17 protein-coding genes are annotated in these 20,198 nt (G+C 63.4%); 9 read left to right on the forward strand and 8 right to left on the reverse strand.

What is annotated here, in order from left to right; all coding sequences use genetic code 11:
* Positions 1–184: 184 nt before the first annotated feature.
* Together rlmN and ISM_RS10525 are read left to right on the forward strand one after the other, a co-directional pair.
* Complete coding sequence (rlmN, locus tag ISM_RS10520; protein WP_009814142.1) at positions 185–1,372, forward strand: dual-specificity RNA methyltransferase RlmN; 1,188 nt, start codon at positions 185–187, stop codon at positions 1,370–1,372.
* Positions 1,373–1,551: 179 nt separating this feature from the next.
* A complete protein-coding gene (locus tag ISM_RS10525) occupies positions 1,552–1,752 on the forward strand; it encodes a hypothetical protein (protein WP_009814143.1) in 201 nt (66 codons plus the stop codon).
* Between the two features lie 39 nt (positions 1,753–1,791).
* Here the strand turns inward: ISM_RS10525 and ISM_RS10530 are convergent, their stop codons facing one another.
* A complete protein-coding gene (locus tag ISM_RS10530) occupies positions 1,792–2,616 on the reverse strand; it encodes an LOG family protein (RefSeq protein WP_009814144.1) in 825 nt (274 codons plus the stop codon).
* 81 nt (positions 2,617–2,697) lie between these two features.
* Between ISM_RS10530 and ISM_RS10535 the strand changes: the two genes are divergently transcribed.
* The 7 genes from ISM_RS10535 (at position 2,698) to ISM_RS10565 (ending at position 12,510) form a co-directional block, all read left to right on the forward strand.
* Entirely contained in the window at positions 2,698–3,618 is a 921-nt protein-coding gene (locus tag ISM_RS10535) for a threonine/serine dehydratase (RefSeq protein ID WP_009814145.1), read from the forward strand.
* Positions 3,619–3,673: 55 nt separating this feature from the next.
* Entirely contained in the window at positions 3,674–4,834 is a 1,161-nt protein-coding gene (locus ISM_RS10540; protein ID WP_009814146.1) for a trans-sulfuration enzyme family protein, read from the forward strand.
* A 179-nt stretch (positions 4,835–5,013) separates the two neighbouring features.
* Positions 5,014–6,789 carry a sulfoacetaldehyde acetyltransferase gene (xsc, locus tag ISM_RS10545; RefSeq protein ID WP_040618467.1) on the forward strand — a complete coding sequence of 592 codons (1,776 nt, stop codon included), beginning with the start codon at positions 5,014–5,016 and terminating at the stop codon, positions 6,787–6,789.
* Positions 6,790–6,811: 22 nt separating this feature from the next.
* Complete coding sequence (gene pta / locus ISM_RS10550; protein WP_040618016.1) at positions 6,812–7,819, forward strand: phosphate acetyltransferase; 1,008 nt, start codon at positions 6,812–6,814, stop codon at positions 7,817–7,819.
* Between the two features lie 129 nt (positions 7,820–7,948).
* The gene (locus tag ISM_RS10555; RefSeq protein WP_009814149.1) at positions 7,949–10,774 is read left to right on the forward strand and encodes a molybdopterin oxidoreductase family protein; all 2,826 of its coding nucleotides are present in this window, start codon (positions 7,949–7,951) and stop codon (positions 10,772–10,774) included.
* Positions 10,775–10,837: 63 nt separating this feature from the next.
* A complete protein-coding gene (locus ISM_RS10560; RefSeq protein ID WP_009814150.1) occupies positions 10,838–11,632 on the forward strand; it encodes a 4Fe-4S dicluster domain-containing protein in 795 nt (264 codons plus the stop codon).
* Entirely contained in the window at positions 11,632–12,510 is an 879-nt protein-coding gene (locus tag ISM_RS10565; RefSeq protein WP_009814151.1) for a dimethyl sulfoxide reductase anchor subunit family protein, read from the forward strand. The genes ISM_RS10560 and ISM_RS10565 overlap by 1 nt, the downstream gene beginning before the upstream one ends.
* Here the strand turns inward: ISM_RS10565 and ISM_RS10570 are convergent.
* The 7 genes from ISM_RS10570 to ISM_RS10600 all read right to left on the reverse strand — a co-directional run bounded on the left by ISM_RS10570 (position 12,489) and on the right by ISM_RS10600 (position 20,058).
* A complete protein-coding gene (locus ISM_RS10570) occupies positions 12,489–13,025 on the reverse strand; it encodes a GNAT family N-acetyltransferase (RefSeq protein ID WP_009814152.1) in 537 nt (178 codons plus the stop codon). The genes ISM_RS10565 and ISM_RS10570 overlap by 22 nt on opposite strands.
* A 71-nt stretch (positions 13,026–13,096) precedes the next feature.
* The gene (locus tag ISM_RS10575; RefSeq protein WP_009814153.1) at positions 13,097–14,488 is read right to left on the reverse strand and encodes an MBL fold metallo-hydrolase; all 1,392 of its coding nucleotides are present in this window, start codon (positions 14,486–14,488) and stop codon (positions 13,097–13,099) included.
* Positions 14,489–14,624: 136 nt separating this feature from the next.
* Positions 14,625–16,307 (reverse strand): 30S ribosomal protein S1, encoded by a 1,683-nt coding sequence (gene rpsA, locus ISM_RS10580; protein ID WP_198011664.1) that lies wholly within the window; start codon positions 16,305–16,307, stop codon positions 14,625–14,627.
* A gap of 246 nt (positions 16,308–16,553) precedes the next feature.
* The gene (locus ISM_RS10585) at positions 16,554–17,909 is read right to left on the reverse strand and encodes a KAP family P-loop NTPase fold protein (protein WP_009814155.1); all 1,356 of its coding nucleotides are present in this window, start codon (positions 17,907–17,909) and stop codon (positions 16,554–16,556) included.
* A 141-nt stretch (positions 17,910–18,050) separates the two neighbouring features.
* Positions 18,051–18,680: a (d)CMP kinase gene (cmk, locus tag ISM_RS10590; RefSeq protein ID WP_009814156.1), complete on the reverse strand. Its 630-nt coding sequence runs from the start codon at positions 18,678–18,680 to the stop codon at positions 18,051–18,053.
* Between the two features lie 50 nt (positions 18,681–18,730).
* Entirely contained in the window at positions 18,731–19,147 is a 417-nt protein-coding gene (locus ISM_RS10595; RefSeq protein ID WP_009814157.1) for a hypothetical protein, read from the reverse strand.
* A gap of 89 nt (positions 19,148–19,236) precedes the next feature.
* The gene (locus tag ISM_RS10600) at positions 19,237–20,058 is read right to left on the reverse strand and encodes a DUF481 domain-containing protein (RefSeq protein WP_254655678.1); all 822 of its coding nucleotides are present in this window, start codon (positions 20,056–20,058) and stop codon (positions 19,237–19,239) included.
* Positions 20,059–20,198 lie beyond the last annotated feature (140 nt).

Consider the following 20,198-nt stretch of genomic DNA (forward strand, 5'->3'; position numbering starts at 1 on the left):
CTGCCATCTGGCGCGGGGCGAGAGCCTGCCCATCTCCTGCGGCGCGGCCCGGCGCTATGTGCAGCGATGGTTGCAAGAGGCGCAAACCCGCTAAACGCGGCGCTTGACGGCGCTGCCACGGGTTTTCTTTCACCGCGATCTGCTATAGGTGGGGCAATCCTTTGTCTCAGCCCGAGGTATCGCCATGTCCACGGACGCGCCCATCACCCAGGATGTCATGACCATTCCGCGCAAGCTGCCGGAGGGGCCGGTCAACCTTGTGGGCCTCACCCGCGACAAGATGCGCGATGTGCTCATCGCCCATGGCACCCCGGAAAAACAGGCCAAGATGCGGGTCTCGCAAATCTGGCAATGGATCTACCAATGGGGCGTGCGCGATTTCGACGCGATGACCAACCTCGCCAAGGCCTACCGCGCCGAGCTGGCCGAGAAGTTTGTCATCGAGATCCCCGAGGTCGTGTCGAAACAGGTGAGCTCGGACGGCACCCGCAAATATCTGGTGCGAATCGCCGGCGGTCACGAGGTCGAGGTGGTCTATATCCCCGAGGAAGATCGCGGCACGCTTTGCGTGAGCTCGCAGGTCGGCTGTACCCTCACCTGTTCCTTCTGCCACACCGGCACCCAGAAACTGGTGCGCAACCTGACCGCAGGCGAAATCATCGGTCAGGTGATGATGGCGCGCGATGACCTTGGCGAATGGCCCGAACAGGGCGCGCCCAAGGATGAAACCCGCCTACTGTCGAACATCGTGCTGATGGGCATGGGCGAGCCGCTCTATAATTTCGACAATGTGCGCGACGCGATGAAGATCGCCATGGACGCCGAGGGTATTCAGCTCTCGCGCCGCCGCATCACCCTCTCGACCTCTGGCGTCGTGCCGGAGATTGCCCGCACCGCGCAGGAAATCGGCTGTCAGCTGGCGATCTCCTTCCACGCCACCACCGACGAGACCCGCAACAAGCTGGTGCCGATCAACAAGCGCTGGAATATCGAGGAATTGCTGCAGGCCCTGGCGAGCTATCCCAAGGTCTCGAACTCGGAACGGATCACCTTTGAATATGTGATGCTCGACGGGGTCAACGACACCGATGACGATGCCCGCCGCCTTATCCAGATGATCAAGGATCACGCCATTCCGGCCAAGATCAACCTGATCCCCTTCAACGAATGGCCCGGCGCGCCCTACAAACGCTCGTCCAACAACCGCATCCGCGCCTTTGCCGATATCATCTACAAGGCGGGCTATGCCTCGCCGATCCGCACCCCGCGCGGCGAAGATATCATGGCGGCCTGCGGTCAGCTCAAATCCGCCACCGAACGCGCCCGCAAATCGCGCCGCGAGATCGAGGCCGAAACGCGCGGCGCGCCCTAAGCGCCCCGCGCTTTCCTTACATGGCTGTCTCGGCCCCGGGTCAGGGGCGCGTGGCCCTTTGCCATTAAGGCAGAGGGGCCGCGAAATGATCCCTTTGCCGCCACAATCCGACTGAAATCTTGCCACGCACCGGGGATAATCCGGTGTCATTCAATGGGATTAAACAAGGGCAAGAAACAATGCTGACCCAGAACAACGAGCAGTCGAAAGTCATGGAAATCGTGATGCGCGAGCGTCGCATGGCGATCTCGGATCGTGAATGGCACCACCGCCTGCGCGGCTATGGCTATGCCATCCGCGACACCGATGAGGGCCGCATTGTCGCGTCGCTTCTCAAGGGGCAGGACATCTGCGGGCTCCCGGCACATCTGCTGCACTGAATGGCCGCAGCCTTGCGCCGGGACCGGGGCGTTTAGCCCCTAGCAGGTCTCGTCATTATACCAACCGTCGATGATGCCGACGGCCTCGTCCGCCGTCTCGACAAAGCGGAACAGCTCGAGATCCTCGGCCGAAATCGTGCCCGCCTCCGACAGCGCCTCCCAGTTGATGATGGAGCGCCAAAACTTCTCGCCAAAGAGCAGGAAGGGCACCGGTGTCATCCGCGCCGTCTGAATGAGGGTGAGCGCCTCGAACAGTTCGTCCAGCGTGCCAAAGCCGCCGGGAAACACACAGATCGCCTTGGCCCGCATCAGGAAATGCATCTTGCGGATGGCGAAATAGTGAAAGTTGAAACACAGGCCCGGCGTCACATATTCGTTCGGCGCCTGTTCAAAGGGCAACACGATGTTGAGCCCGATGGAATTGCCGCCCGCATCGGCCGCCCCACGGTTGCCGGCCTCCATCACACCCGGACCGCCCCCCGTCGCCACGACGAATTCCTGACCATAGCTCTGCATGGATTTTTCCGTCATCATCCGGGCGAATTTGCGCGCCTCGTCATAGTAATGCGACAGCTCGGCCAGCGTCTTGGTACGGGCGGTTTCCTTGTGCTCGGGATCGGGAATGCGCGCCCCACCAAACAGCACCACGGTGCTCTTGATGCCGCGCTCGTTCTGGATCATCTCGGGCTTGAGCAGCTCCAGCTGAAGCCGCACCGGGCGCAGCTCGTCCCGGCACATGAAATCGGGATCGTTGAAGGCCAGCCGATAGGCTGGGGCGCGGGTTTGCGGCGTGTCGGGCACCTGTTCGGCGGTGCTCCGGTCGGAATGGGCATCGCGAAACTGGCTGTTGCGCTCGTCTTTCATCTACTCGCATCCTTCACTAGGAGTTTGGGTCCAGACCTATAGGTTTCCCGAGGACTTGGGAAGATAAAGCGAGGCAAAGACATGGATTGGAAAACGGATATCGCGGCGGCCCTGACCCGGATCGCCCCCCATGTGCGGCGCACCCCGGTGATCGAGGTGACGGGGCTCTGGGACGGCGGCCCCATCGCGCTCAAGCTCGAACAGATGCAGCACACCGGCAGCTTCAAGGCGCGCGGCGCGATCAACACGCTCCTGTCGCAGGATGTGCCACAGGCCGGGCTCGTCGCGGCCTCGGGCGGCAATCACGGCGCGGCGGTGGCTTGGGCCGCCTCGCGTCTCGGCCATCGCGCGGCGATCTTCGTTCCCGAAATGGCCGGCCCCGCCAAGATCGGGCTGATCGAGCGGCTCGGCGCCGATCTCCATGTGGTGCCCGGCGCCTATGCCAATGCGCTCGACGCGGCCCGCGCCCATGAGGCCGAGACCGGCGCGATGCAGATCCACGCCTATGACGCGCCCGCCACCGTGATGGGGCAGGGCACGCTCATGGCGGAATGGGAGGATCAGGGGCTCGATGCCGATACCGTGCTCATCGCGGTCGGCGGCGGCGGTCTCATCGGCGGCGCGATGGCCTGGCTCGACGGGCGGCGCAACATCGTGGCGGTGGAACCCGAAACCTCCTGCGCGCTCAATGCCGCACTGGCGGCGGGCGCGCCCTGCGATGTCGAGGTCTCTGGCGTGGCGGCCAATGCGCTTGGCGCGCGGCGCATCGGCGACATCTGTTTCGACCTGGCGCAGTCGACCGGTGTCAGCTCGGTACTGGTCAGCGACGCCGCCATCACCGAGGCCCAGGTGCTGCTCTGGCGCGAGCTGCGGCAATGGGTCGAACCGGCCGGGGCCACGGCGCTGGCGGCGCTTCTGTCGGGCGCCTACCGGCCCGCGCCCGGCGAACGTGTCGCGGTGCTCGTCTGCGGCGGCAATCCCGCGCCCGATCCCGCCGGTTAGGGCTTGCGCATGGCGGCGGCAGGCGTACCTTGTCGCCAACCTCAGGAGACCCCCCATGTCCGACCGTCGCAACCGTCCGCTCTCGCCCTCGACCAAGCTCGCCCAGGCCCTGCGCTATCTCGACCGCGAGACCGGCGCCATCGTGCCGCCGATCCAGCCCAGCGCCACCTATGCCCGCGACGAAGACTATGCTGTGCGGCGCAGCTACATGTACCGCCGCGATGGCAATCCGACCACCGAACAGGCCGAGGCGATCATCGCCGATCTCGAAGGGGCGGTGGATTGCATGCTGTTTTCCTCCGGCATGTCGGCCTGCATGTCGGTGATCGACACGCTCAAACCCGGCGATCACGTGGTGGTGCCCGAGGTCATGTATCACGGCGTGCTGCAGCAGTTTCAGCGCTACGCCAAACTGCACCGCCTCGAGGTGAGCTATTACCGTCCCGGCGATCTCGACGCGCTGCGCGATGCCTGCCGCAAGGGCAAGACCCGGCTGGTCTGGGTCGAAAGCCCCAACAACCCCGATTGGGACGTGACCGACATCGCCGCCGCGGCCGAACTGGCGCATGCCGCCGGGGCCAAGCTTCTGACCGATTGCACCGGCACGCCGCCCTGCGCCACGCGGGCGCTCGAACTCGGCGCGGATTTCTCGTTCCACTCGGCCACGAAATATCTCAACGGCCATTCCGACGTGACCGCTGGGGCGCTCTCGGTGCGCAACATGGACGCCTGGTGGGAAGAGATCGAAGGCCACCGCAAGCTGCAAGGCACGGTGCTGCAGAGCTTTGACGCCTTCCTGCTCATCCGCGGCATGCGCACGCTCACCCTGCGCTATGAACGCGCGACGCTCAACGCGCTGCGCATCGCCACCCATTTCGAAGGCCACCCGCAGGTGCGCAAAGTGCTCTACCCCGGGCTCGAAAGCCACCCGGACCACGACATCGCCAAACGTCAGACCCATGGCATGTACGGCGGCATGATGTCGATCATCGTCAAGGGCGACGAACAGGCGGCCATTGATGTCGCCCGATTCTGTCAGCTCTTCTACCCCGCCACCTCGCTCGGCGGGGTCGAGAGCCTGATCGAACATCGCAAGACCGTCTCGGGCGAGGGATTCAAGGTGCATCCCGCACTCCTGCGGCTGTCGATCGGGATCGAGGACGCCGATGATCTCATCGCCGATCTCGAACAGGCGCTCGACCGCGCTCTGGGCTGATTTGGACGTTTCCAGTGTAAAAAATAAAATTATTGAGACGAAAAATCTCATTTATATTTTCACTGGCTCTATGCCATTCTTGAATCTGGCCCTATGGGCTGGGCGGGCTTGTCAGTAGGTTCGGCGCAGAATTTACAGGCGCGATGCTGTTTCGCGCCAGTCAGCCTGAGGACAAACCCATGAAAATGACGACTGAAGAAGCCTTTGTGAAAACGCTGCAGATGCATGGCATCCAGCATGCGTTCGGGATCATCGGCTCGGCCATGATGCCGATCTCCGACATTTTCGGCAAAGCCGGGATCACCTTCTGGGACTGCGCCCACGAAGGGTCCGGCGGCATGATGGCCGACGGCTACACCCGCGCCACCGGCAAGATGTCGATGATGATCGCCCAGAACGGCCCCGGCATCACCAACTTCGTGACCGCCGTCAAAACCGCCTATTGGAACCACACGCCGCTGCTGCTGGTGACGCCGCAGGCCGCCAACAAGACCATGGGTCAGGGTGGCTTCCAGGAAGTCGAACAGATGGCCGCGTTCAAGGACATGGTCTGCTATCAGGAAGAGGTCCGCGACCCCACGCGCATGGCCGAAGTCCTGAACCGCGTGATCCTCAACGCCAAGCGTTACAGCGCCCCGGCACAGATCAACGTGCCGCGCGACTACTTCACCCAGGTGATCGACATCGAACTGCCGAAGATCGTCGACTTTGAACGTCCCTCGGGCGGCGAAGAGGCCCTCGACGAGGCGGCAAAACTGCTGTCGGAAGCGAAATTCCCGGTCATCCTCAACGGTGCCGGCGTGATCCTCGCAGGCGCCATCCCCGCCACCGCTGAACTGGCCGAGCGTCTCGACGCCCCGGTCTGCTGTGGCTATCAGCACAACGACGCCTTCCCCGGCTCGCACCCGCTGCACGCCGGTCCTCTCGGCTATAACGGCTCCAAGGCCGGTATGGAGCTGATCAGCAAGGCCGACGTCGTGCTGGCGCTGGGCACCCGTCTCAACCCGTTCTCGACCCTGCCGGGCTACGGCATCGACTACTGGCCCAAAGACGCGAAGATCATTCAGGTCGACGTCAAGCCCGAGCGCATCGGCCTGACCAAGCCGGTCGCCGTCGGCATCGTCGGCGACGCCAAGAAAGTCGCGAAAACCATCCTCGCCAAACTGTCGGACACCGCCGGTGACGCAGACCGCGAAGAGCGCAAGGCCACCATCGCCAAGACCAAATCGGCCTGGGCGCAAGAGCTGAGCTCGATGGACCACGAGCAGGACGATCCCGGCACCACCTGGAACGAACGTGCTCGCGGCGCGAAACCCGACTGGATGAGCCCCCGCATGGCCTGGCGTGCCATTCAGGCCGCGCTGCCGAAAGAGGCGATCATCTCCTCCGACATCGGCAACAACTGCGCCATCGGCAACGCCTACCCCTCCTTCGAGGAAGGCCGCAAATACCTGGCGCCGGGTCTCTTTGGCCCCTGTGGCTATGGTCTGCCCGCCGTTGTCGGCGCCAAGATCGGCTGCCCCGACACGCCGGTTGTGGGCTTCTCCGGTGACGGTGCCTTCGGCATCGCGGTGAACGAACTGACCGCCATCGGCCGCGGTGAATGGCCCGCCGTGACCCATGTGGTCTTCCGCAACTACCAATGGGGTGCGGAAAAGCGGAACTCGACCCTGTGGTTCGATGACAACTTCGTCGGCACCGAGCTCGACGAACAGGTCTCCTACGCTGGCATCGCCAAGGCCTGTGGCCTGAAAGGCGTCGTCGCCCGCACCATGGACGAGCTCACCGATGCGCTGGATCAGGCGATCAAGGACCAGAAGGCCGGCACCACCACGCTGATCGAGGCCATGATCAACCAGGAGCTGGGCGAGCCCTTCCGCCGCGACGCGATGAAGAAACCCGTCGCCGTGGCCGGCATCGACCCCGCCGACATGCGCGAACAGCAGGTCGACTAAGTCAAAGGGAGGAGGGCGGCGCATGCCACAGTCACCGATCCGGTTGCTTCTGGCGGCGCCGCCAGCCAATCGCGCGACCATCGCGCTGAGCGAGGGCGAAGACCCCCGCATCGTCGAAGGGGCGCTGGCGGCTCAGGCCGCCGGGGCCGCCGACATCATCCTTGTGGGTCAGGGCGACGCGGTCCGCGCCGAACTGACCCGACAGGGCGCAGAGGAGGGGCCCGGCATCGCCGTGCATGACCCCGAAACCTCTGATCTTACAGATAGTTTTGCCAAATCCTTTCACGCGCTGCGCCAGCATAAGGGCGTCGACGAGGCCGCAGCCGCCCGCGCCGTTCGTGCGCCGCTGACCTATGCCGCGATGCTGGTCCGCGAAGGCCATGCCACCGGCACCGTGGGCGGCGCCGTCGCCACCACCTCGGATGTGGTGCGCACCGCGCTGCAGGTGATCGGCAAGGCCCCCGACGCCGCCATGGTGTCGAGCTTTTTCCTCATGTACCCGCCCGAGGGCACCGAGACCGGCCGCACCATGCTCTATTCCGACTGCGGTCTGGTGATCGACCCCGCCGCCGACGAGCTGGCCGAGATCGCCGCCATGTCGGCCCGCTCTTGCCGCGCCCTGATGCGCGAAGAGCCCAAGATCGCCATGCTGTCCTTTTCCACCATGGGCAGCGCCAAACATGACCGGGTGACCAAGGTCACCGATGCGCTGGCCACGCTGCGCGCGCGCCACCCCGATCTCGAGGCCGATGGCGAGCTGCAGTTCGACGCGGCCTTCGTGCCCTCGGTGGGCACGGCCAAAGCCCCCGGCAGCGCCGTCGCCGGTCAGGCCAATGTCATGATCTTCCCCAATCTCGACGCGGGCAACATCGGCTACAAGCTGACCCAGCGGCTCGGCGGATATGCGGCCATCGGCCCGATCCTGCAGGGGCTGGCCCATCCCGCCAACGACCTGTCGCGCGGCTGCGTGGCCGAGGACGTGACCCAGATGATCGCCGTCACCGTGCTGCAATCCATGGCGGCCGGCTGACGGGAAAAGATACGGAATTTCGGGGTTTCGCAGACGATCATTCGTCAAACCCGGCAAGAATTGGAAAAATGGTTCGCGAGGGCGGGATCTCTGCCCTAACGTGACCCGGCAACAGACAGGGAATTTCGGATGACCCATCACCAGCCGCGGATCGACACCTCTCCCAAGGTCTCGGACGAGATACGCAAGACCACCTGCTACATGTGCGCCTGCCGCTGCGGCATCAACGTGCATATGCGCGAGGGCAAGGTCGCCTATATCGAGGGCAACCGCGATCACCCGGTGAACCAGGGCGTGCTCTGCGCCAAGGGCAGCGCCGGGATCATGCAGCACAACGCCCCCTCGCGGCTCCGCGCGCCGCTGAAACGGGTCGGCCCGCGCGGCTCGGGCGAGTTCGAGGAAATCAGCTGGGACGAGGCGCTCAAGATCGCGACCGACTGGCTCGCGCCGCTGCGCGAAAAAGACCCGTCCAAGCTTGCCTTCTTCACCGGCCGCGACCAGAGCCAATCTTTCACCAGCTTCTTCGCCCAGAATTTCGGCACGCCGAACTATGCCGCCCATGGCGGGTTCTGCTCGGTCAACATGGCGGCGGCGGGCATCTACACGATGGGCGGGGCCTTCTGGGAATTCGGTCAGCCCGACTGGGATCATACCAAGCTCTTCATGCTCTTCGGCGTCGCCGAAGATCACGACAGCAACCCGATCAAGATGGGCCTCGGCAAGATCAAGGCGCGCGGTGCGCGGGTCATCGGCGTCAACCCGATCCGCTCGGGCTATAACGCCATCGCCGACGATTGGGTCGGCATCACGCCGGGCACCGATGGTCTCTTCATCCTGTCGCTGATCCACGAACTCTTGCGCGCCGGCAAGATCGACCTCGACTATCTCGCCCGCTTCACCAACGCGCCGGTGCTGATCAACGGCGCGGAAGGCCCCGAGAAGGGCCTCTTCCTGCGCGACGAGGATGGCAAGCCGCTGGTCATCGACCGCAAGACCGGCAAGCCCGCCGCCTTTGACCAAATGGGCGTGCGCCCCGATCTCGGCGCCAGCTATGAAAAGGACGGTGTCACCCATATCACCGTCATGCAGATGCTGGCCGAACGCTATATGGACCCGCAATATAGCCCCGAGGCCGTCGCCGAAACCTGCGGCATCACCGCCGCCAAGATCCGCACCATCGCCGCCGAAATCGCCCGCGTCGCCTTTGACGAGGCCTTCGAGCTCGACCATGAATGGACGGATTTCCGTGGCGAGACCCACAAGACGATGACCGGCCGCCCGGTGAGCTTTCACGCCATGCGCGGCATCTCGGCCCATTCCAACGGCTTCCAGACCTGCCGCTCGCTGCACCTGCTGCAGATCCTCCTCGGCACGGTCGAAGTGCCCGGCGGCTTCCGCTTCAAACCACCCTATCCGAAACCGGTGCGCGCCCACCCCGCGCCCCATTGCGGCGTGACCCCGGGCAAGCCGCTCGACGGGCCGCATCTAGGCTATGTCCAGGGCCCCGACGATCTCTGCCTCAAAGAGGACGGAAGCCCGGCCCGCATCGACAAGGCCTACACCTGGGAAAACCCGATGTCGGCCCATGGGCTCATGCATATGGTGATCTCCAACGCCCATGCGGGCGATCCCTACAAGATCGACACGCTCTTCATGTACATGGCCAACATGTCGTGGAACTCGTCGATGAATGTGGGCGGCGTGCAAAAGATGCTCACCGACAAGGACGAGAGCGGCGACTATGTCATCCCGCGCATCATCTATTCCGATGCCTATAGCAGCGAAATGGTCGCCTATGCCGACCTGATCCTGCCCGACACCACCTATCTCGAGCGCCACGATTGCATCAGCCTGCTCGACCGGCCGATCTGCGAGGCCGACGCGGCGGCGGATGCGATCCGCTGGCCCGTGGTCGAACCCGACCGCGACGTGCGCGGCTTTCAATCGGCGCTCTGCGATCTCGGCGCGCGGCTCGGCCTGCCGGGCTTTGTCAATGAGGACGGTACCCAGAAATACGCCGATTACGCCGATTACATCACCAACCATCAGCGCAAGCCGGGCATCGGCCCGCTCGCCGGTTGGCGCGGCGAGGATGGCGAGAGCCACGGTCGCGGCGCCCCCAATTCCGACCAGATCGACCGCTATATCGAAAACGGCGGCTTCTTCGTGAACCACATCCCCGAGGGCGCGAATTACTACAAACCGTGGAACGCCGCCTATCAGGACTGGGCGGTCGGCATGGGCCTCTATGACAGCCCGCAGCCCTATCTCTTTGAGCTCTACGTCGAGACGATGCAGAAATTCCGCCTCGCCGCCGATGGTCATGGCGAGCGTCAGCCGCCCGAACATCTGCGCGACCGCATCCGCCGCACGCTCGACCCGATGCCGGTCTGGTACGCGCCCTTCGAGGATGACGTCGTCGACACCGAGGAATTCCCGGTGCACGCCCTGACCCAGCGGCCGATGGCCATGTATCACAGCTGGGGCAGCCAGAACGCCTGGCTGCGCCAGATCCACGGCCACAACCCGCTCTATGTGCCGACCAAGATCTGGCAGGCCAACGGCTTTGCCGAGGGCGATTGGGCCGAGGTCACCTCGGCCCATGGCAAGATCACCGTGCCGGTGGCCCATATGGCGGCGCTTAATGAAAACACCGTCTGGACCTGGAACGCCATCGGCAAGCGCAAGGGCGCCTGGGCGCTCGACAAGGACGCGCCGGAGGCCACCAAGGGCTTCTTGCTCAACCATCTGATCCACGAATTGCTGCCGCCCAAGGGCGACGGGCTGCGCTGGGCCAATTCCGACCCGGTCACCGGTCAGGCCGCCTGGTTCGATCTGCGCGTGAAAATCACCCGCGCCGATCCGCCCCCGGCCGAAAGCCAACCGAGCCAGCCGCCGATCAAATCGCCGGTGGGGCAGGGCCCGGACGAGCTGCGCTGGGAGGTGGGCAAATGATCACAGCCCAGCTCTCTCGCGCCCCCTTGTCCCCTGCAACCTCTCTCATGGAGGCCTGACCCGATGACCACGCTCCCCAGCAAAACCGAAAAGAAGCTCGGCCTCGTGATCGATCTCGACACCTGCGTCGGCTGCCATGCCTGCGTCGTGTCCTGCAAGGGCTGGAACACCCAGAACTACGGCGCGCCGCTCTCGGATCAGGAGCCCTATGGCGCGGATCCCTCGGGCACCTTCCTCAACCGCGTCCACAGCTACGAGGTCCAGCCTCTGGCCGACAGCGCCAAGGTCCAGCCCGCCGCCCAGCTCATCCATTTCCCGAAATCCTGCCTCCATTGCGAAGACGCGCCCTGCGTCACCGTCTGCCCCACCGGGGCGAGCTACAAGCGCACCGAGGACGGTATCGTTTTGGTCAATGAAAGCGACTGTATCGGCTGCGGCCTCTGCGCCTGGGCCTGCCCCTATGGCGCGCGCGAGCTTGATCAGGCCGAAGGGGTGATGAAGAAATGCACCCTCTGCGTCGACCGCATCTATAACGACAACCTGCCCGAGGTGGACCGCGTCCCCGCCTGCGTGCGCACCTGTCCCGCCGGGGCCCGCCATTTCGGCGATCTCGGCGATCCCGACAGCGATGTGAGCCGCCTCGTCGCCGACCGTGGCGGCATGGATCTGATGCCCGAACAGGGCACCAAACCCGTCAACAAATACCTGCCGCCGCGCCCCAAGGACCAGATGGACCGCAGCGCCGAGGCGACCCAGGGCGAGGGCGACATCGACGTGCTCGCCCCCTTCCTCGCCCCCGTCGCCGAAGAGCCCAAGGGCTTTCTCGGCTGGCTTGACCGTACACTGGAGAAGATCTGATGCATCCGGCCCCTTCCGTCATCGTATTCACCACCCTGTCGGGCCTGGGTTTCGGCCTGCTGTTCTGGCTCGGTCTCGGCCTGCCTGCCGTCACCGGTTGGACCGCCTTTGCCTTCTTCGCCATCGCCTATCTTCTGGCGGTGGGCGGGCTCATGGCCTCGACCTTTCACCTTGGCCGCCCCGAACGCGCGCTCAAGGCCTTCACCCAATGGCGCAGCTCCTGGCTTTCCCGTGAAGGCTGGGCCTCGGTCGCGACATTGCTGGTCATGGCGCTGTTTGGCGCAGGGCTGGTCTTTGCCGATGCCTCTTGGCAGCCGCTCGGCCTGCTCGGCGCGGCTCTGGCGCTCGCCACGGTTTTCGCCACCTCGATGATCTACGCCCAGCTGCGCACCGTGCCGCGCTGGAAAACCCCGCTGACCCCGGCGCTCTACCTGTCGATCTCGCTGGCCGGCGGCGCGCTGCTGGCGGGGCAGGTGGCCATGGCGCTGGTGCTCTTGCCGGTCGCGGCGGTGATGCAGGTGCTGTGGTGGGCGCGCGGCGACCGGGCGCTCTCCGAGAGCGGCACCAATCTCGCCACAGCCACCGGGCTTGGCTCAATCGGCGCGGTCCGCGCGTTCGAGCCGCCGCACACCGGCACCAATTATCTCCTGCGGGAATTCGTCCATGAGGTGGGCCGCAAACATGCCCAGAAACTGCGCATCCTGTCGCTCGTCCTCGGCTATGCGCTGCCCGTCGTGCTGCTGCTGTTGCCCTTCACCCATGTCTTCGCCCTCGTCGCGGTGCTGAGCCATCTGGCAGGCGTCGCCGCCTCGCGCTGGCTTTTCTTCGCCGAGGCCGAACATGTGGTCGGGCTCTACTACGGCAAACGCGCCGCCTGATCTGCCGCCCGGTCCTCGGGCGTCAGCCACAAGTGATAATCCACCTGCACGAGGCATTGCCCAAAGACCTCGGCAGGTGGATGCACCACCCCCTGAAACCCCCGCGCATGATAGAGACGACAGGCCGCGCCATGCCGGGTGAAGGTCGACACGCAAATCTGCGCATAGCCATGGCCCCGCGCCGCACTGATCGCCTGGTCGAGCATCCGCCGCCCGACACCGCGCCCGCGCCACGCCTCATCGAGATAAAAGAGCCTGATCCGCGCGCTCTCGTCGCTCTCACGACAGAGAAAGAGCGTACCGACCGGCTGCCCCGCCGCTTCGGCGATGAGAAAGGCCACACGGCCCCCCGTCCGCTGCGCCTCGATCCGCGCCAGACTGGCATCGAGCGCCGCGTCGAACCCCGCGTCAAACCCCTCGACCTCGCGGTACTGGCGCAGGTTCACGCGCCGCACCCATGCCCTGTCCGCAGGCGCATAGGGGCGAAAGCCTATGTCGATGATATCCCCAAGCATTCGGCCATTGTGGCAGCCGCTCCCCAACCGGGCAAGCCTATCAATGGGTTAGAGCGCGCGCCCCCATCGGCCTAGTCCGGGCAGACGACCTCGTAACCGGCGGCGGTCCAGGCTTTCCAACTGCCCGGCACGTTGCGCAGAGTGTCGAACCCATGCGCCGCCAGAAGGCTCGACGCGATGCTGGCCCGAAAGCCGCTGGCGCAATAGGTGGCATAGGTCTGCGACCTGTCGAGATCCGCCATCGCCTCGCGCAGCTTGCCCAGAAACGCATGCTCCGCGCCGGGGATGTGGCCACCCTGCCATTCCTCACCCTTGCGCACATCGAGCGGCGTCACGCTATCCCCGGCGGCCTTGAGGTCATGCACCGTGATCTGCGGGATCTGCCGCATCTCGCGACCCTCCTCGCGCCACGCGCCCATGCCCCCGGCAAGATAGCCGCCGAACTTGGTGAACCCCACGCGCCACAAGAGGGTGAGCACCTCATCCACATCGCCATCCGTCTCGGTCACCAGATAGATCGGCTCTTCGGGATCGAGCAGCCAACCGGCCCAGACCGACATCTCTGGCTGCCCCGCGATATTGAGCGCCCCGGCGATATGGCCACTGCCAAAGCCGAGCATATCGCGGGTATCGAGCAATTGCCCCCCGCCCATCGCTTCGGCGAATGTCTCCGGCACCAGCGCCGGAATGCGCGGCAGATTGCCCAGCACCTCGGGGCCCGTCGCGTTCACCTTCTTGAGCCTTGGATAATGCGTGGGCACCGGCGGCGCGTCCTGCTCCATCGTCTCGCGAAACGCCTCGAACTCGGTGATCTGCGCATAGGGGTTATGCGCCCGCTCATAGCCCACCGTGGTCGACATCCGGTCGCCAATATCCGGCCCACAGGCCGAGCCCGCCGCATGGCAGGGATAGATGATCACCCCATCATCGAGCGCCATGTAGATCTCTTGCACCGTATCAAACAGCTGCCGGGTGAGCTCTTCCGTCTGCTCCTCCCCCAGAAGATCAGGCCGCCCCACGGAATCGACAAAGAAACTGTCGCCCGACAGCACGCCCCAAGGCTCCTCCGTGTCACCCTCGTAGAGAAAGAACGACACATGCTCGGGCGTATGCCCCGGCGTGTGCCGCGTCTCGATCCGCAGATCGCCAAAACGGAACGCATCGCCATCGCGCAGGGCCGTATGGTCGAACGCATATTCCGCCCCGCCCTCGACACTGACGCAAAGCGCAGGCGCCCCGCCCAGCCGCGCCACCAGCTCGCGCGCGCCGCTCATGAAATCGGCATGAATATGGGTCTCGAACACATGGGTGATCGACAGCCCGTATTTGCGCGCCGTCTCGAGGTAAATCTCGACATCGGGGGTGGGGTCGACCACGGCGGCGGTGCCCGTGGCATCATCGCCAAGGAGGTAGGAACATTCCGCCACCCCATCGGCCAGTATCTGTTCGAACCGAACGGTCATCTGCGTCTCCTTCTCTCTTGCGAGAAGAAACCAGAGGCCCCGCCGCTTTGTTCCGAGGCACGCCAACCACCCGCGCCATAAAAAAACGGCCCCGCCAATCAGGCGGGGCCGCTCCAATCTTGCCAAGGAGAGACGTTTACTCGTCGCCGCCCTTCAGGGCTGCGCCAAGGATATCGCCCAGCGAGGCGCCCGAGTCGGACGAACCATACTGTTCCACGGCTTCTTTCTCTTCCGCGATTTCACGCGCTTTGATCGACAGGCCGAGGCGACGGGTCTTGCTGTCCACGTTGGTCACGCGCACATCGACCTTGTTGCCAACCGAGAAACGCTCGGGGCGCTGTTCGGCACGGTCACGGCTGAGGTCCGAACGGCGGATGAAGGATTTCATGCCTTCATATTCCACCTCGATACCGCCATCTTCGATCGCGGTGACTTCAACGGTGATGATCGAGCCGCGCTTCACGCCGCCAACGGCTTCGGCGAACTTGTCACCGCCAACCGCTTTGATCGAGAGCGAGATACGCTCTTTCTCGACGTCGACTTCCGACACGACCGCGTGGACCATGTCGCCCTTGCGGTAGTTCTGGATGGCGTCTTCGCCACGCTCGTCCCAGCTGAGGTCGGAGAGGTGAACCATGCCGTCGATGTCGCCGTCGAGACCGACGAAGAGACCGAATTCGGTGATGTTCTTGACTTCGCCTTCGACTTCGGTGCCCTCGGGATGGGTCTCTGCAAAGACTTCCCACGGGTTGCGCTGGGTCTGCTTGAGGCCAAGGCTGACACGACGCTTGGCGGCGTCGATTTCCAGAACCATGACTTCAACCTCTTGCGAGGTGGAGACGATCTTGCCGGGGTGCACGTTCTTCTTGGTCCAGGACATTTCCGAGACGTGAACGAGACCTTCGACACCGGGCTCGAGCTCAACAAACGCACCGTAATCGGTGATGTTGGTGACGCGGCCAGTGTGGACCGAGCTGAGCGGGTACTTGGCGCCAACCAGATCCCACGGATCGTCCTGCAGCTGCTTCATGCCGAGGCTGATACGGTGGGTTTCCTTGTTGATCTTGATGACCTGAACCTTGACGGTTTCGCCGATCGCCAGGATCTCGCTCGGGTGGTTCACGCGACGCCATGCCATGTCGGTGACATGGAGCAGACCGTCAACACCGCCGAGGTCAACGAAGGCACCGTATTCGGTGATGTTCTTGACCACACCATCGACGGCCTGACCTTCGGTGAGGTTGCCGATGACTTCGGCGCGCTGTTCGGCACGCGATTCTTCGAGGATCGCACGGCGCGACACAACGATGTTGCCACGACGACGGTCCATTTTCAGGATCTGGAAGGGCTGCTTCAGACCCATGAGCGGGCCGGCGTCGCGCACGGGGCGGACGTCAACCTGGCTGCCGGGCAGGAAGGCCACGGCGCCGCCGAGATCCACGGTAAAGCCGCCTTTGACACGACCAAAGATCGCACCATCAACGCGGAGCTCGTCCGCATAGGCTTTTTCCAGACGATCCCAGGCTTCTTCGCGGCGGGCCATCTCACGGCTGATGACAGCTTCGCCACGGGCGTTTTCGGCCGCGCGGAGAAAGACTTCAACCTCGTCGCCAACGGCGATTTCGGGCGTCTCACCGGGATTTGCGAATTCTTTAAGATCAACGCGGCCTTCCATTTTGTAGCCGACGTCGATGATGGCTTGGCCCGCTTCGACTGCGATGACCTTGCCTTTGACAACAGACCCTTCTTCGGGTGTGTCCATTTCGAAGCTTTCGTTCAGGAGGGCTTCGAATTCCTCCATCGATGTGTTTTGAGCCATGTGGTCTCAGGTTCCTTTACAAGCGTTTTTTCGGGCCGAGCGGTTGTCTCCGCCGGTCTTGAGGGTTTCGTTGGTCAGACGGTCCGGACACTGCCGATGCGCAGGCCGAGGCCGGGGCGCAAAAGGCAAAACAAAGAGGGCCGGAATGTCCGACCCTGCTCGATCTCAGTGTTGTCCAGCGTTACCCGCCTTATCGACAGGGGCGGCTAATAGTCCATTTCCGCCTTGATGGCAAGGCGCGTTTGGCTATTTCGCCTCCGTGGCGATCAACGCGTGAGTGGCTTTCAGTACCTTTTCGTGGCGTGGGATGTAGATGGGACCCAAACCGCTAATGACCTGCGCCAATGGAAGCCATGTTGGCCCCCGCGGAGGGGAGGGCATTTGGTAAATGTCTGGATCGAGATTTTGCAAGTCCAGGCAATCCTCTCGGATGAAATTATCGCGCTTACTTTGCTCGTGGTGAGAGGAATAATTGTCAATTTCCTTAAGTTCCTCTGCCTTTTCGGTAGTTAACCTAGAGCGGGGAAGTAGATCACTGCTTACCTCGCCGAGAACGTCCCGAAACGCGAGGAAAACCAACAAAGGCCGATCCAAAGGCAACCTTGGATAGCACCGTAACGCCAGCTCGACACGGTCCAGGACGCGTTTCACCTGACGAAAGGTCAGGTTTGACTGACTGACGATCTCACCGGCCAGCTCCGCCGCCGCCCCTGCCGAAAACGCGCGCTTGTTCCCCAAAGGTGTTCCCACATCCAACTGTTCAAGCGCCAGCGCCTTTGTCGCTGCTTTGCGAGCTTCGGGCGTAGCCGTCAGGGCCAGACGCAGATCAACAAACTTGTCGAGATACCGTTCGCCAGCCGCCGATTGCCCGAACCTGTGCGCGGCGAGGTTTTCCAAATACTCCGCGTTGACGAAGAGGCAAAAGACGAAGTTGGAATGCCCGAACACCATCTTGAGGGCTTCCAGCATCGCGATGGCATATTCCGGGTGACAGCGGTCCAGCTCATCTATGAGGACGACGACCCGATCATGTGGCTTGCCCTCGGTCAGGGCCTTGCGCAGCACCTCGAGCTGTTGTGGCAGCTCGGTTTTCCGCACCTTTTCGGTGGCCAGTTGTGTGCTGATCAATTGGCCCGCAAGCTTCGACATGCCGTCGCCAGCTTCTTTCACAAGCTCTTCGAGAATGCTCGCCCCTTCGACCTGATCAAGGGCGGTTTTTTCAAACTCCTTGAGCAATGCAGCGGCACCACTTCGTAGCGCGAACTCCACCGCACCCCGCGAGGCTATGCGTCCGTATTTCGCGACCACTGCAATCGCTTTTTCTAGGTTGGGCTTCTCCTTGGTGTTCAATCTCTCGGCCAAGGCCCCCATGAAGGTGATCACCGGATCGCCCGAATGGTCCGACAGTTGCGCATCCAGCTCGATAACCACTTCGTCATTGGCTTCCAGCTGCTTGGCCCATGCCTTTCGGAAGAAGGTCTTGCCATGGCCGAACCCGGCTTCGATCGAGATCACCTTGCCTGCGTCAATCGTGGAAATGAGGTTGGTGAAGGACGCACCGGTTTCTTCGAAATTCAAAAGGTCATCTTGCCAGAATGACATGGCTGAAATCTCCTCAGATAAAATATCTGGGACGAGTTGAAAGCGAGAAGGGGAGAGGGATCAACCTCAATTTTCCGCACTGTCGCTTTGCTGTCGTGTAACCGACGCAATACCGACGTGCCATTTTCGGACCACTACGGCTCAGCCCTTGGCGGCGATCCGGCGCTCGGTTTCGGCGATGGCGGCGGCCACGGCCTCGTCGATGCTCATCCGTGACGTGTCGAGCTCGACCGCATCCGCCGCGGGTTTGAGCGGCGCCGTGGCCCGGGCGCTGTCGCGCGCATCGCGGCTTCTGAGGTCGGCGGCCACCTCGTCGAGCGTGACCTCATGCCCCTTGTTTACAAGCTCATTATGCCGTCGCTGCGCCCGGATTTCATCCGAGGCGGTGACATAGAGTTTCACATCCGCATCGGGGCAGATCACCGTTCCGATGTCGCGCCCGTCGAGCACCGCGCCGCCCGACCGGCGGGCAAAGGCGCGCTGAAAATCGACCAGCGCCGCGCGCACTTCAGGCAGCGCCGCCACCCGGCTCGCCGCCTGCGCCACATCCGGGGTCCGCAGCAGATCATCCTGCTCCAAATCCTTTGCTTTCAAGGTCTTGGCCGCCTCAACCGGGTCCGTCCCGTCCAGCGTCCGAAGCCCCGTCGCCCGGTACAGCAGCCCGGTATCGAGATGGGTAAAGCCGAAATGCGCCGCCAGGGCACGGGCAACAGTGCCTTTTCCGGCGGCGGCGGGGCCATCAATGGCAACGGTGAAAGCGCGGTTTGTCATGCGCCTTGGGTAAAGCAGAGCGCCCGCTGGCTCAAGCGGGAATGCCCGGCTCAGCCCTGCAGTTTGACGCCCCGTCCGGCGATCATGCCAAGCTCGGTACAGGCGCGCAGCACCATGTGATAGCTCTGCCGGATCAACGGCTTGGACGGCACTTCGGTGTCCGGCCAGGGCAGGAATATCGTCCGGTCAATCGTGCCAATATGTTGAATTTCATGCAGCATTTCGGCCGCATCCTCGAGCCGGTCCAGCCGCAACAGCACGAGGTTGCCGCGCATCCAGGGCAGGGTGGGGATCGACAGAATCCGCTCGAACACCGCATCGGCGGAGGGGCAGACCCCTGCGACGACAAGCTGCGGCCCGGCGCTGGCCCCGGTAAGCCGGTGACCGATCACGAGGTTCGTCGATGTGATGGTAAGCGGGTCTATCTGCCCGACTGGTTGCCGCAATCCGTGGGATTGATCATGCATCGTCCCGGTCCTTTCTTCGCAAAGAAGGCTAGGGTCCGAGGGCGGCGCACCGCCCCCGGGAATATGTCTCAGCCTGTGTCAGGCCTGGCTTAGAAGCCGTAGACCAGCGACACGCCGAACGAGTTGTCGGTGTCTTCGAGGCCGGGCAGCGGATCGCTGTCCCACTCGGTGCGGTACGAGAAACGCGCCGACAGCTTGTTCGAGACCTTGACGTTCAGGCCCGCGTCGTTGGTCACGAAAGTATCGTTGTCCGAGAACAGGACGTCGGTATCCATCGAGAACGACATGGTGTCGGTCAGCGAGTAGAAGTAACGCGAGGACACGATGCCCGCGACTTCGGTGGTGTCGTTGCCGAGCTGATCCTCGACGTAACGCACGCCGGGACCGGCTTGCAGACGCCAGCTGGCCTGCGGGGTGTTGATCACGCGGACACCGGGACCGAAGCCAAGGAAGGCGTCGACTTTGTTGGTGTCGAACTTGTCGTAACGGGCCGAGGCCAGACCGAACAGATACACGTCTTTCGAGATGTAACGGTTCACGTCATAGGTACCGTAGTATTCTTCCTCGTCACGGGTGCCGTTGGTTTCCGAGAACTCGGCCGCGAAACCAAAGGTGTGGTTCCAGGGACCGCTGCCATAACGGAGACGGCCAGCGATATCGAGGTCCGCGGTGTCGGTGTTGCCCGAGGTGGTCGAGAAACCAGCGGCAACGCTACCGGACCAACCTTGTGCATATTGGTTGTCGTAACGGTCGCGACGGTCCGCCTGGGTCAGCTCGTCATTCACATCTTCTTGAATGTCGTCGATGCGATCATCGAGGCTGTCAACGCCAGTCAGCGCACCCTGTGCATGCAGCGGTGCTGCCATCATCAGAGCCAGAGCGGAAACGGCAAGTGCATTGCGTTTTTGCATGGGGTAATCCTTTCACAATCGTACAGGCTCGACCCGAAAGGCCGAGAGCATTTCTGCTGGAATGCGAGATAGGCGGGGGGCATGGATGAGAGAAATTGAATCCACTCACCGATGTCCCGAGTTTTTCTCATCACAAGACA

The organism is Roseovarius nubinhibens ISM, from assembly GCF_000152625.1.
Taxonomy (GTDB): domain Bacteria; phylum Pseudomonadota; class Alphaproteobacteria; order Rhodobacterales; family Rhodobacteraceae; genus Roseovarius; species Roseovarius nubinhibens.

Coding starts and splice junctions, on each gene's coding strand:
- rlmN (WP_009814142.1), top strand. CDS start 185: ATGTCCACGGACGCGCCCATCACCCAGGATGTCATGACCATTCCGCGC.
- ISM_RS10525 (WP_009814143.1), top strand. CDS start 1,552: ATGCTGACCCAGAACAACGAGCAGTCGAAAGTCATGGAAATCGTGATG.
- ISM_RS10530 (WP_009814144.1), bottom strand. CDS start 2,616: ATGAAAGACGAGCGCAACAGCCAGTTTCGCGATGCCCATTCCGACCGG.
- ISM_RS10535 (WP_009814145.1), top strand. CDS start 2,698: ATGGATTGGAAAACGGATATCGCGGCGGCCCTGACCCGGATCGCCCCC.
- ISM_RS10540 (WP_009814146.1), top strand. CDS start 3,674: ATGTCCGACCGTCGCAACCGTCCGCTCTCGCCCTCGACCAAGCTCGCC.
- xsc (WP_040618467.1), top strand. CDS start 5,014: ATGAAAATGACGACTGAAGAAGCCTTTGTGAAAACGCTGCAGATGCAT.
- pta (WP_040618016.1), top strand. CDS start 6,812: ATGCCACAGTCACCGATCCGGTTGCTTCTGGCGGCGCCGCCAGCCAAT.
- ISM_RS10555 (WP_009814149.1), top strand. CDS start 7,949: ATGACCCATCACCAGCCGCGGATCGACACCTCTCCCAAGGTCTCGGAC.
- ISM_RS10560 (WP_009814150.1), top strand. CDS start 10,838: ATGACCACGCTCCCCAGCAAAACCGAAAAGAAGCTCGGCCTCGTGATC.
- ISM_RS10565 (WP_009814151.1), top strand. CDS start 11,632: ATGCATCCGGCCCCTTCCGTCATCGTATTCACCACCCTGTCGGGCCTG.
- ISM_RS10570 (WP_009814152.1), bottom strand. CDS start 13,025: ATGCTTGGGGATATCATCGACATAGGCTTTCGCCCCTATGCGCCTGCG.
- ISM_RS10575 (WP_009814153.1), bottom strand. CDS start 14,488: ATGACCGTTCGGTTCGAACAGATACTGGCCGATGGGGTGGCGGAATGT.
- rpsA (WP_198011664.1), bottom strand. CDS start 16,307: ATGGCTCAAAACACATCGATGGAGGAATTCGAAGCCCTCCTGAACGAA.
- ISM_RS10585 (WP_009814155.1), bottom strand. CDS start 17,909: ATGTCATTCTGGCAAGATGACCTTTTGAATTTCGAAGAAACCGGTGCG.
- cmk (WP_009814156.1), bottom strand. CDS start 18,680: ATGACAAACCGCGCTTTCACCGTTGCCATTGATGGCCCCGCCGCCGCC.
- ISM_RS10595 (WP_009814157.1), bottom strand. CDS start 19,147: ATGCATGATCAATCCCACGGATTGCGGCAACCAGTCGGGCAGATAGAC.
- ISM_RS10600 (WP_254655678.1), bottom strand. CDS start 20,058: ATGCAAAAACGCAATGCACTTGCCGTTTCCGCTCTGGCTCTGATGATG.